The sequence below is a fragment of the Thermogladius sp. KZ2Tp1 genome, assembly GCF_051131135.1.
GTDB lineage: Archaea > Thermoproteota > Thermoprotei_A > Sulfolobales > Desulfurococcaceae > Thermogladius.
Genome location: NZ_CP151274.1, coordinates 1,220,925 through 1,232,147, shown reverse-complemented (window position 1 = coordinate 1,232,147; position 11,223 = coordinate 1,220,925). Strand labels below are relative to the sequence as shown.

Genomic DNA, 11,223 nt, shown 5'->3' with positions numbered 1-11,223 from the left:
GTATGAGGCCCCTCCTAATAGGCCACAGGGGCTACAGCGCGAAGTACCCGGAGAACACGCTGCTCTCGTTCATGGCCGCCCTCTACTACGGAGCCGACGGCGTGGAGCTCGACGTCTGGGCGGCCGGTGACGGGAGATCCGTCGTCATACACGACGAGGACACGGAGAGAGTGGCGGGCGTGAGATTCCCCGTGAAGGGCAGCAGCGTTAGCGAGCTCAGGAGGGCTTACCTCGGGATGGGGCAGGTGGTCCCCACACTCGACGAGGTGTTCCGGGCCCTCCCCGCCGGCAAGCTCTTGCTCGTCGAGGCCAAGGACGTGGACGTCGTAGGGGAGGTGGTCGGTCTCGCCGTGGAGCACGGGAGGCTCGACGAGACCGTGCTAATAAGCTTCATACCCGAGGCCCTCGTGAGGGCGAGGGAGCTGTCGAGCAGGCTAATGATAGGGCTGAACGTGGACAGCCTGGAGAAGGCCGAGTGGGGGCTGAGGAGGAGCGGGGAGATAGGGCTACACACCATAAACCCGCCCGTGGAGGGGCTCGAGGCCTTGGGCGGGAAGGCCCTGGACTACCTCGAGAAGGCGAGGAGGGCGGGGCTCAAGGTCTACGTATGGACTGTGAACGACCCCCAGCAGGCCCTGAGGTGGGCCCCCCACTGCGACGCCATTATAACAGACGAGGTCGAGAAGGTGGGCCGCGCGCTGAGAGGCGTCGGGGAGTAGAGCGGAAGCCGGCCTATCGGGGCGCGGGCCCCCCCGATCTCCTCACACCCGGCACACCACCGCCTCCAGCAAGTCGGGCCCGCTCTTCCGCTCATCTACCCGCCTGACCCGCGTCGCCTCCCCCAGAAGGTAGGCCGCTCCACCTTTGTTTACTCGCGCCGGGTCCGAGACAGACCTGTACCTCGTGCCGGAAGCGGCCTTAAACCCCCGTTGGCTAATAAGGGCACTAAGGGTGATGACGGCATCCTAGCCCGACCGCGGTGAGGAGGGTCGCGGAGCTGACATGACCCCACCCCCCCGACTCGCTCGGCGAGTGGCCGGCGGGGGCTGAGCCGCCGCACCCAGCGTCTGTGAAGGCGTAAACCGACCGGGGTGAGAATCTCTAATCTAACTCCCATAGAACGCTGCGCGTCCCTCCGAGTGCGAGGCGCGTAGCGAGGTCAGAGGGTGGCCCTGACGGCCTTGTCCACCAAGTAGACCTCTACCGGGTCGCTCGGCTCGCGCAGCCTGAGCTCCGGGGGCCACTTGGTCAAGGAGTCCTCCCTGGCCTCCACCCTGTAGACCCTGCCCCCCACCCTGAGGGCCAGGGAGCCGCACCAGTACGCCAGGTTGAGGAAGAGGTTGTAGAGGTCCTCCACGCACACCGGCGAGCCGTGCTCGGGCTCCCCGGGCACCTCGAGGAGTATGGAGTCCCCCCTCAAGACGTTGTTGGCGAGCTGGTGTAGCCTCTGGTCGGCGGTGAGGAAGCAGACCTTCCTCCTCGTGTCGGCGAGCTCCTTGAGGGCGTCTAGTATCGCCTTGTCCCCCCTGGCCTCCCGGACGCCCGACGGCACCACCTTGTTGAGGGCCTCCGCCCTCTTGAGGGCCAGCGTCATCATCTTGCTCTTGGTCGTCAACTTCTCCCCGACGACGTGGTGTACTATGTCGCCCCAGACGGGGGCGACCACCTCGACCTGGTTGTAGTTCCTCCTCAGCTCGTCGAAGAACCTCCCGTGTACGAGTATGTTGGTGTCCGGGACGACGACGCCCCCCTCCGCGAAGCAACTCTCTATCCTCTCGCGGACCCGCCCGTGGCTCTCCAGCACCAGCAGGCTTGAGACGGCCTCTCTGAAGGCCTCGACGTCCCCCCTCCCCGCCTCGTGGTAGTTCTCGAGCGTCAGCCCCGCCTCCGCGAACCTGAACCTCGCGAAGCCCCCGCACGCCTCGACCTCGAAGTACTCCTCGCCGGACAGGCTGTAGAGGTTGACCAGCGCGTGCAGCGTCTCGGGGACGACCCTCAGGGGCTGCGGGGGCCTCAGGTGCTTGTAGGCCTCGCGGGCCCCGCCTACGTCCACCCAGACCTCGCGCAGCTCCGGGTGGAACTCTATGAACTTGAAGGCCCACCTGGGCATGTAGCCGAAGAACCTGTAGCCGTACCTAGCCTCGTCCCTCACGAGGAGGTACCTGGCCCGGCAGCCTGTTGCCTTCAGGCACTTCTGGAGGAGGAACAGCGCGTAGATCTTCCGGCCGGGGGTTATGTCGAGGACCACGCCGTCCGGCAGTTCGAGGGACGCCCAGGCCCTCAGGTCGTCGCCCAGGACCACGACTCTGAGGCCCGCCCCCACCGCCTCCGCGAGCTCCCGCAGCCGCCGCTGCTCAGCGTCGCTTATCTGCGCCTCCGAGACGACCACTACCTCCTCGAAGCGTTCGCCGGTGAGGAGCTCGTAGCCCAGCGAGCCCGCCAGGACCTGCAACCTGGGCGAGTACTGTAAGACCAGCCTCATCCGACTGTACCGTGTCTAGACTTCTCCCCCGGGGCTGATAAGTCTTCCGGGCTCGGCCCGCGCCCTACTGGGGCCCGCCCGCGGCCGCCCTGGGCGCGCCCCTCTCCGCGCCCAGCTCCGCTGGCTCGAGGAAGACGTGCCCGAGCCCCGCGGCCCTCCCCGTCCCCGTCCCCAGCGCTACCGCCGCCGCGAGCACACCCTCGATGGCCTCCCTCAGCCCCAGCCTCTTGCTGTACTCCTCGTAGTAGTAGTCGTTCACCGCGTACTTCGCGTAGCCTATTAGCCCCGGCTCGGGCCGCTTCTCGTAGACGAACCATGTCAGCTTGACCGTCTTGAGAGCGGTGTAGGTCTCGTTGAAGACCCTGTCCAGGACCCTGAGGAGCTTGAGGAACCTGCCCCGCTTGAACCCCCACCTCTGGTAGACGTAGATGTAGGCGGGGGTGGAGAAGACGTTGAGGGGCGACGGCAGGAAGGACTTGTGCCTCCCCCTCCTGAACGGGTTCCTGAGCTGCGTGGGGCTGGAGAACACCACCTTGAGCCCTCCCTTGGAGGCGGCCTCGTCCAGCAGCCTCGAGGCCAGGGAGTGTGGGTCTATGTACTCGACCTGCCTCACCGAGACCCTGACCTTCTGCTTCATGAACTCCAAATACCCCTCCAGGCTCGTCAGCCCCGATAGCACTCTGCCGGGGTCTAACAGGCTGGTCGAGAGGCCCAGGTAGAAGGTGTACAAGCCCTCGAGGAAGACGGGCCTCGGGACCCCGTCGTCGCACCTGGCCAGTCGGCCCCCCTTACACGAGAGCCTGGTGTAGACGGCCTCGACCCTGCCGCCGGACTCCCTGTAGAGGGGGGAGACGTGAACGAGCTTGGGGGGAGAGCCCGAGGAGGGCTGGAAGTGCGGCGCGAGCTCCGGCACCGCCGTGATGACGAGGGTCTTCGACAGCTTGCCCGTGTAGACGAAGCCCCTGAACCCGTCGAGGTAGGCGGTAACCTTGAAGAGCGCCAGCTTCGACTCTCCAGCCGACATGGAGACCAGCGGCTAAACTCTATTGTAGCAGGGGCTTTTTAGCGTACCCCACGCAACACCCAGCACAACAAGTGAGGTGCGGCAACCCCCTCTCCCAGGCCTCGACCAGGCCGCTGTACCCTCCCCTCGCTACGAGCGAGACGGCGTAGTCGGCGACTATGACAGCGCCCGCGACGGAGGCGACGAGCCTCAGCTCCTTCTCTCAATACCAACCTTTCTTCCCCAAACTCTAAGAAAATTGTTCTCAATCTTTATCTTGCTTCTCCAACTCCTCAGTCCTTTTGAGGATGTTTTCCCAGAATTCATCCTCAAATTGATTAGCTTTACATGTTCGCAGCCAGAAATGCAGCGAATTGAATGTTGGGTTATGGAAACACTACTTTCTTTTTTCAAAGCACCTCACTATGAATTTTGACCCTGCGTATTCAACTATCTTTATCTTCCCCTCTGCCTCAAGCTTTGCTATAAGCTCTTCAGGATCTTCTGAAATAGCCTTGAGAGAGTTTAGGGCGTGTTCAAGTCTTATTGGGTGTACTGAGGCTGTTGAGAGAATCCAGTCCTCTGGGCTTCCATGTGCAGATGGTGGAGGGGGCTCTGGTGTGTTGAGAAGCTCAACCTTTCCCTCTCCCAGCATCTTCCTAAATATTTCATATACCTCAACAAGTTTTTCAGGGCTTGGAGGCCTTGCGAAATGCTCTGCCGGTGGCCTTATTGGGATGGATATGTACGCTTTTGCGGGATTTATCAACTTTATAAATGACGCAACCCTTTCCATTATTGCAGCGTCTGCATTCACTTTATCGACGAGCATTGTTTCTGTTATGAGCACCCCCCTGAAGCTTTTTGCAAACTCCTTCACGCCATCAAGAATAGATGAAAGAGATAGTTTTGGGTGGGGCCTGTTTATCCTTCTCCACACATTCTCATCAACAGCATCAATCTTCACAGATACTAGATCAGCTTCCAAAAGATCCATTCTAGCATCTTCGAGGTGTAGAAGAGAGGAGTTTGTGATGACAGCCACCCTCGGATATACGCTCTCCTTTATCTTCCTAATCTCGAGCCCAATATTCTTGTCTAGAAGAGGCTCGCCATCTGGAACAAACGTAACGTAGTCGATTCTTCCCCTAAACTCGTTCACAGCTCTTACAACATCACCAACAACATCTCTCCAATCGTAGAACACTCTCCTCTCAACAGTAAGGTTCGTTGTTTTGCCAAGCTGGCAGTAGATGCAGGAATACGAACAGGTTTTATATGGAACATTATTCACCCCCAGGCTAACCCCAAGCCTCCTAGAAGTAACAGGTCCAAACACATACCTTGGCGTAGCTACCAACCAATACAGAGCTAGACTATACAGATTTAAAAAACATTGGCAAGGTAGCAACCCCTATTTAATTTGAACAGCTAAACTGGTAAAGGGTGTGAGACCGCCTTTGCTAAAGCCCCGTTTTGTATTTACACTCATTGTCCTGGCCATAGCAATTTTCATAGCTAATGCTGTTAAACCGGATGCATACACACCTATTTACAGTGGCGATGGCTGGGAGATAGACGTTGTTTGCTAAGTCTACAGAGTTGTTGATGGAGACACCTTTACAACAGCCACGAGGGTGGCAAGCATATCTCCAGCTACCTTTCAATTCTTCATTATTGCTTCTTGACCTTGAACACTATCTCACCTAGAGGGCGTGAGTATTCTACTCTTTCAATTCTTCATTATTGCTTCAGGATAAAGTCCCAGCGCCTAATGTTGTCCACCTCTCTCTTCCTTTCAATTCTTCTTGATTGCTTCTACCCTCTTCCCGCTGTCGCTCGCGGGTAGGAGGACCTTCCTTTCAATTCTTCTCGATCGCTTCTTCAACACTACGACTAATATCGTGGACGACGAGAGGCAGTTTACTTTCAATTCTTCTTGATTGCTTCTGAGTGAAAACGAGTGAGAGGCTCTCGGGTATATTCTCGACGCCACTCTTTCAATTCTTCTCGATTGCTTCATGTTAGCGGACATAATAGACCGCATACGCGACTACGTCTCACTACTACTTTCAATTCTTCTTGATTGCTTCACATTACTGTGTTGTACAGCGAGAGGTCCACGTAGATGTTCTTTCAATTCTTCTTGATTGCTTCCTGGAGGCGTACCAGCGGATACTACAAGAGCAGAAGGACCTTTCAATTCTTCTTGATTGCTTCTTGACGTGAAGCGCATGCCGTACACGAACGTGGATGGTAACGTCTTTCAATTCTTCTTGATGCTTCAGAAGGGCAGGCTATTCAGAAAAGGTGTAGCACACGTAGTTGACTTTCAATTCTTCTTGATTGCTTCAAGAGTGATAATGCAGACCCTGAGGATCGTCAAGACAGCGGCCTTTCAATTCTTCTTAATTGCTTCATGCGACTCGTGCTGTTAAATGCCCTGCCACTCAACGCCTTCCAGTTCTTTCAATTCTTCTTGATTGCTTCACCAAGATCAACTCGAAGACCGAGATCACGACGATGCTGACTAACTTTCAATTCTTCTTGATTGCTTCATACGCATAACGGTATATATACTACGTAGTGTAGACAAACTTTCAATTCTTCTTGATTGCTTCGACTTCGCAAAGCAGATCCTCGACATCGCGCTGACGACCACTTTCAATTCTTCTTGATTGCTTCGACAGGAATCCCATCCAAGCGGGCACATTCCAAAAGTCCGGCTTTCAATTCTTCTTGATTGCTTCAAAACCCATGTGATCAATCAATTACTCGGAAAATATGATAACTTTCAATTCTTCTCGATTGCTTCCGACTTTCGCTCCTTATTTGGTTGTTTAAACTGGATCGGCTATTTAAGCCTTTACGCCCCCTGGTTTTTGCCTGCCTCGGCGGCCTCTTCGGGGCCTGATCGCCCCAGCCCCCTCTTGCCCGGGGGCTCTGCCTCCCATGGCTCTCATGGGACGACCTCTTCTGGTTCCTGCCTCCTGTCTCGTTTTATGCCCGGTGTAATGTCCCCTCTTTACACGTGTGATCGGCCCTCGGCGTGTTCCCGTTTTCCGCCCCCGCGGCGCGGGCTCCCCGGCGGCTGCCCGTCCCATGTAGCACGTGGGACTTCCCCCTGGCGTTTGACCGCCTGTTTTAAATCCCTGTCCTCCCAGAGCCTCCCCCGGGTGCCGGGGTTGTTCGCCAGGAGGCTTGTCCTGAGGAGCGTCCGCAGGCTCTACGCGTGGTCTAGGGCGGACCCCGTGGAGGAGGAGCTGAGGGGGTGGAGCTGGGACAGGCCGCCGGTTAAGCCCAGGGCCTACCTGGGCCTCGGGGGTGAGCGAGGTGGCGGGCAAGTACTGCCCGACGAGGAGGGACGTCTGGCTGAGGGGGAAGGCCTCGTAGGACCTGCTACACGAGACCTCGACTAGCAGGGGCTCGGGCAGCCCCTGCCTCAGGCACTGGGCTCTCAGGGACTCGAACGCCCTCCTAGACCCGGGTGCGAGGGGGCTGCAGGTGACCGCCACCGCCTGTCCCCGGGCGAGGCCCTGCAGTGCACCAGCATCCTGAGGACGGAGTCCTCGTGGAAGCCGAGGGGGGCTACGAAGACCCTCAACGGGGCACCCAGACCAACTGAGGGGGGCCGGGGGTAAAAAGCCCTCCCGCGGATGCAAAGTCCCACGCGCGCCATGGGAGGAAAACAGGGAAGAGGGCGCGGCCACAGCAGTCGAACAAGCCAGGTCGCGGCGGCCAGGCGATCACACGTGTAAAGAGGGGACATTACACAGGCCAGCAGGCCCGACGGGAAGCAGGCGCATGCGGCGATCGTCCCACGACAGGCATGGGACCACGCAGGACGAGATACAAACAACAGGTGGCGATCAGGCCTCGCAGAGACCGAAGAGGTGGCAAAAACCAGGGGGCGTAAAGGCTTAAATAGCCGATCCAGTTTAAACAACCAAATAAGGAGCGAAAGTCGGAAGCAATCAAGAAGAATTGAAAGTCGACAACGCCCTTCGGAGCCCTCTTCTTGAGGCCGACGAGTAAGAGGACGTCGTGAAGCAATCGAGAAGAATTGAAAGGAAGTAGTGGTCGAATACCATTTCTTCGCCGTGGTCGTTCACGAAGCAATCGAGAAGAATTGAAAGCCACTTTATTACATTATAATAAGAAGGGGGGTTTTAAAGGGAAGCAATCAAGGAGAATTGAAAGGTAAAATTGTAAGGCCTTCCAATTTTTACTTTTACATGGGAAGCAATCAAGGAGAATTGAAAGAAGTCGATGATGTCCACTAGCCTGGCCCTCTTCTTAGCGCTGAAGCGATCAAGAAGAATTGAAAGCGTACATTTCACAGTCAGCGGACTGTCTAGCCGGATCTTAGAATAGAAGCAGTCAAGGAGAATTGAAAGGCTTTGTGGGAGGTGTTTGAGCTGCTGTCTTCTCCGTGGGTGTGTTCAGCGGTGCGGGGCCCGGCCTCATCCCCCGCCGCTGTGGGTGTTGGCCGGGTGTCGCGGCCCGCCTCATCTGTGGTCTTCCTGTTGTCTCGGGGGGCTTTAAGCCTGCTCCTCCCAGGCTAGGGCTCCCTCGTGGGCTGCGGGTGCTGGGACGCTGGGGGTCACGGCCCTGGCCACCCCCGCTACAGCCTTCTCGTCGAGCTCCACAGGCTTGTACTCGCCCGCGGCGTTCTTGAGGGCGCCGAGCTCTATCCCGGTGAGGGCCGAGTAGTACTCCAGCCACTTGTCCGGCCGCCTCCCGTACTCCTCGACCGCCTCCCTGTAGGCCCGGGCAGCGGCCGCGGCCAGCCTCCCGCCCAGGCTGTTGGAGACGCCGAGCGTGCAGCAGAACTCCACGCCGAGGTCGTCGGGGCCGAGCACGGGCTTGAAGCCCCTCCCCGCGAGCTCGAGGTAGACTGGGTGCCAGGCCACCACGAAGCCCCTCCTCGGCGGTCTGGAGGAGACCTGGGAGGGGTCGTCGAAGTAGGCCGTCCCCTCGGCCTCGAGGAGCCCCCGCGAGACGGCGACGCCCCTCGCGTAGTCCATGATGCTTATCATGCTGGAGTAGACGGGGCCGGGCCTGCCCGACTACATCACCCTGAACCCGCCCCTGACCCCCGCCGGCACCACCCTGAAGGTCCTGTAGGCCGGGTAGAGGTAGAGCTGGCCCGGGAGGGGGGAGAGGGCCATGTCCACAGCGCCCTCCGCCAGGGCCCTGGTGGCCCTGAGGCCGTCCCTGAACACCACGACCTCCACCCTCACACCCCGGGACTCCAGCCTCTTGACGAAGCCGCCGAGGAACAGGTACTCGCTCGAGTAGACGAGGCCGAGCCTCAGCACCCTCCCCGCGGGCTCCCGCGCCCCCTCCGAGAACCCGGGGTACACGTAGACCACCTTGCTCCTCCCCACCACCTCCCTCGCGATCAGGCCCTGCCTCTCCAGCTCCGCGAGTATCTCGCTCACCCTGCTCTTACTGGCCCCGAGAGCCCTGTGTATAAAGGACTGCGGTACCCTCGACCCCTGGTACCCGCTGAGGAGCTCCCAGACCCTCTCCCTCAGGCTACCCGGCATCCTCCACCACTAGGCCCTTAAAACCGGGGCCGGTAATATGCCTTAACGGGGGGTCGAACATGTGTTCGGGGAAAAAGGCCGGCAGGCTGCTGGCGGCCCTAGAGCTCGCCCTGCTCGCCTCCCTCTTCGCGGTCCCCTACACGCTGCTGGCTGGCTCCAGGGGCCTCGAGCTCCTCGCCTACTGGACGCTGGCGACCGTCGCAGTGGGGCTGCTGGTCCTCCTACACCTCGAGCTCGAGTCGGGTGAGGGGGAGTGAACGCCGCCTTCTTCCTAGCCCTGCTCCTCTACGCGGCGGCGGGGACGGGTCTGGCCCTGTTCTCGAGGAGGTACTTCAGGAGGGACATAAGGGACTACTACGTCACGAGCGGGAGGCTGGGGGGCGCCGTCTCGGCGCTGACCTACGCCGCGACCACCTACAGCGCGTTCATGATGCTCGGCCTCGTAGGGCTCGCCTACGCGACGGGCGCGGGGGCGCTGGGCTTCGAGCTGGCCTACCTCGCCAGCACGGCCGTCCTGCTGTCGACGGCCGGTTACAGGGTACACAGGCTGTCGAGGGAGAGGGGCTGGGTCTCCCCCAGCCAGATGCTGGCGGACATGTACGGCAGCAGGGCGCTCGGCGTAGCCGCCTCCCTCGTCTACCTCTACGCGATGCTCCCCTACCTCGCCGCCCAGGTCCTCGGCCTCAGGATAGTCTTCGGGTACGGGGGGCTCGGGGAGGCCGAGTCCCTGGCCGCCTCGGCGCTGCTCGTCTACGCGTGGATAGCCGTGGCGGGGATGTGGAGCGTCGCCCTGACCAACCTGCTACAGGGCTCGCTCATGCTGTTCGGGGGCCTGGCCTACCTAGGCTGGCTACTGCTCTTCTTCACCCCCTCCAGGGGCCTGACGCCCGGGAGGCTACTGGAAGACCTGGGCTCCGCCGGCTACCTGGGCCTCACCGGCTTCTGGACGCCCAGCGTCTTCCTCGCCTACACGATACCCTGGGTCTTCTTCGCCGTTTCCAACCCGCAGGTCGTCGCGAAGCTCTACCTGCCCAGGAGCGGTAGGGCGTACAGGGAGACGGTGGCCTACTTCTTCGCGTACGGGCTGCTCTACACCCTGGTGGTCGTGGCCGCCGGCCTCGCGGCCAGGGGGCTGGCCGTAGAGGGCGTGCTGCCGGAGGACATACCGAGGGACAACGTGACCCCGACACTGCTGGGCTACATGGACCCCGCCCTGGGCTCCGTGGTAGCCGTCTCCATCATCGCGGCCACGGTAGACACGGCCAACAGCATCGTTCTCGCCGTCTCCAGCAGCGTTGCTACCACGCTGGGGGCGAGGAGCGTGAACGCGGCGAGGGCGCTGGACGCGGCCCTGGTGGCGGCCGCCACGGCCATAGCCGCCCTCAAGCCGGGCTTCATCGTCGACCTCTCCGTGCTCACCAGCGTGATACTGCTGCCCGTGGGCCTCCTGACCCTGGTCGGCGCCTACACCGCCGGCGAGCGCAGCGCGGCGCTGAGGTACGGCTCCCTCGCCTCCCTCCTGGCCGGAGCGGGGCTCGCCACCTACTACGCCGTCGCGCTGGGCCCTAGGAGGGCCTTCACGTACACGGTGGCCGGGCTACCCGTCTCCGGCCTGGTCGCGGCCGTCTCGGGGGCGGCGCTACTGGCCTCCTACGCCGCCCACAGGCTCTCCCGGGGGTCACCCCGCAGGCCCTGAGTAGGAGGCTTTTTCACCCCTCCGCCAAGCCCCTGAGCCCGGCGGGCCTGTCAGACTTATATCTCCGGGGCCCGATCCACGGAAACCAGGTACGGGTTCTCGGAGGCCCCGCTCTACAGGGGAGGGCTAGAGGACGTAGCGAGGCTGTACACGCTCCTGGGGGACGAGAGGGGGCTGGTCGTCTACGGGTACAGGCTGGACGGCGGGTCGATAGGCTTCGGCGTTGTCCGGGGCGCGTCCGAGCTCCCCCCGAGAGTGGAGGCTGAGGCGGGGCCGGGGCGCTACAGGCTGAGGAGCGGTGTGGGCTTCACCACCTCCCACCAGTCGCCCAAGAACTACCTACACCCGCCGAGGCAGGTGGTGGTGCGGTCTCTCGACCCCTGCCTCTCGTGCTCGGTCCACAGAGTGGTCCTCGAGGCGTAGCGGGGGCCCGGCGAGCACTCGGCTCTCCGATACGTCGGTGGAGGAAAAGTATATATCTGAATGGGGG

11 protein-coding genes and 2 CRISPR repeat arrays are annotated in these 11,223 nt (G+C 60.8%); of the genes, 5 read left to right on the top strand and 6 right to left on the bottom strand.

The window, feature by feature from the left end:
- Positions 1-2: 2 nt before the first annotated feature.
- Entirely contained in the window at positions 3-719 is a 717-nt protein-coding gene (locus WLZ34_RS06755) for a glycerophosphodiester phosphodiesterase family protein (protein WP_434731276.1), read from the top strand.
- 440 nt (positions 720-1,159) lie between these two features.
- Here the strand turns inward: WLZ34_RS06755 and WLZ34_RS06750 are convergent, their stop codons facing one another.
- The 3 genes from WLZ34_RS06750 to WLZ34_RS06740 all read right to left on the bottom strand — a co-directional run bounded on the left by WLZ34_RS06750 (position 1,160) and on the right by WLZ34_RS06740 (position 4,845).
- A complete protein-coding gene (locus tag WLZ34_RS06750; RefSeq protein WP_434731275.1) occupies positions 1,160-2,482 on the bottom strand; it encodes a hypothetical protein in 1,323 nt (440 codons plus the stop codon).
- A gap of 64 nt (positions 2,483-2,546) precedes the next feature.
- Complete coding sequence (gene cas6 / locus WLZ34_RS06745) at positions 2,547-3,506, bottom strand: CRISPR system precrRNA processing endoribonuclease RAMP protein Cas6 (RefSeq protein ID WP_434731274.1); 960 nt, start codon at positions 3,504-3,506, stop codon at positions 2,547-2,549.
- 376 nt (positions 3,507-3,882) lie between these two features.
- Positions 3,883-4,845, bottom strand: coding sequence for a radical SAM protein (locus WLZ34_RS06740; protein WP_434731273.1), 963 nt, complete (start codon positions 4,843-4,845; stop codon positions 3,883-3,885).
- 300 nt (positions 4,846-5,145) lie between these two features.
- Positions 5,146-5,705: a CRISPR direct-repeat array (repeat unit 24 nt; unit sequence CTTTCAATTCTTCTTGATTGCTTC).
- Positions 5,706-5,813: 108 nt separating this feature from the next.
- Positions 5,814-6,300: direct repeats of the CRISPR family, unit length 24 nt; unit sequence CTTTCAATTCTTCTTGATTGCTTC.
- A gap of 361 nt (positions 6,301-6,661) precedes the next feature.
- Between WLZ34_RS06740 and cas4 the strand changes: the two genes are divergently transcribed.
- A complete protein-coding gene (gene cas4 / locus WLZ34_RS06735) occupies positions 6,662-6,904 on the top strand; it encodes a CRISPR-associated protein Cas4 (RefSeq protein WP_434731272.1) in 243 nt (80 codons plus the stop codon).
- A gap of 38 nt (positions 6,905-6,942) precedes the next feature.
- On the opposite strand, the gene WLZ34_RS06730 is transcribed toward cas4, so the two are convergent.
- The 3 genes from WLZ34_RS06730 to WLZ34_RS06720 form a co-directional block, all read right to left on the bottom strand.
- Positions 6,943-7,089, bottom strand: coding sequence for a hypothetical protein (locus tag WLZ34_RS06730; protein ID WP_434731271.1), 147 nt, complete (start codon positions 7,087-7,089; stop codon positions 6,943-6,945).
- Between the two features lie 937 nt (positions 7,090-8,026).
- On the bottom strand, positions 8,027-8,524 hold the full coding sequence (locus WLZ34_RS06725) for a hypothetical protein (RefSeq protein ID WP_434731270.1): 498 nt from the start codon (positions 8,522-8,524) through the stop codon (positions 8,027-8,029).
- Positions 8,525-8,554: 30 nt separating this feature from the next.
- A complete protein-coding gene (locus WLZ34_RS06720; protein ID WP_434731269.1) occupies positions 8,555-9,037 on the bottom strand; it encodes a DUF7343 domain-containing protein in 483 nt (160 codons plus the stop codon).
- 59 nt (positions 9,038-9,096) lie between these two features.
- Between WLZ34_RS06720 and WLZ34_RS06715 the strand changes: the two genes are divergently transcribed.
- From WLZ34_RS06715 to WLZ34_RS06705, 3 genes are all read left to right on the top strand, one after another.
- A complete protein-coding gene (locus tag WLZ34_RS06715; protein WP_434731268.1) occupies positions 9,097-9,294 on the top strand; it encodes a hypothetical protein in 198 nt (65 codons plus the stop codon).
- Positions 9,291-10,733, top strand: coding sequence for a sodium:solute symporter family transporter (locus WLZ34_RS06710; protein ID WP_434731267.1), 1,443 nt, complete (start codon positions 9,291-9,293; stop codon positions 10,731-10,733). The genes WLZ34_RS06715 and WLZ34_RS06710 overlap by 4 nt, the downstream gene beginning before the upstream one ends.
- A gap of 255 nt (positions 10,734-10,988) precedes the next feature.
- Positions 10,989-11,156, top strand: coding sequence for a hypothetical protein (locus WLZ34_RS06705; protein ID WP_434731266.1), 168 nt, complete (start codon positions 10,989-10,991; stop codon positions 11,154-11,156).
- Positions 11,157-11,223 lie beyond the last annotated feature (67 nt).

Bases quoted from the DNA above. Each gene is read 5' to 3' on its own strand.
- cas6 (WP_434731274.1), bottom strand. From the start codon at position 3,506: ATGTCGGCTGGAGAGTCGAAGCTGGCGCTCTTCAAGGTTACCGCCTAC.
- WLZ34_RS06725 (WP_434731270.1), bottom strand. From the start codon at position 8,524: ATGATAAGCATCATGGACTACGCGAGGGGCGTCGCCGTCTCGCGGGGG.
- WLZ34_RS06750 (WP_434731275.1), bottom strand. From the start codon at position 2,482: ATGAGGCTGGTCTTACAGTACTCGCCCAGGTTGCAGGTCCTGGCGGGC.
- WLZ34_RS06755 (WP_434731276.1), top strand. From the start codon at position 3: ATGAGGCCCCTCCTAATAGGCCACAGGGGCTACAGCGCGAAGTACCCG.
- WLZ34_RS06720 (WP_434731269.1), bottom strand. From the start codon at position 9,037: ATGCCGGGTAGCCTGAGGGAGAGGGTCTGGGAGCTCCTCAGCGGGTAC.
- WLZ34_RS06715 (WP_434731268.1), top strand. From the start codon at position 9,097: ATGTGTTCGGGGAAAAAGGCCGGCAGGCTGCTGGCGGCCCTAGAGCTC.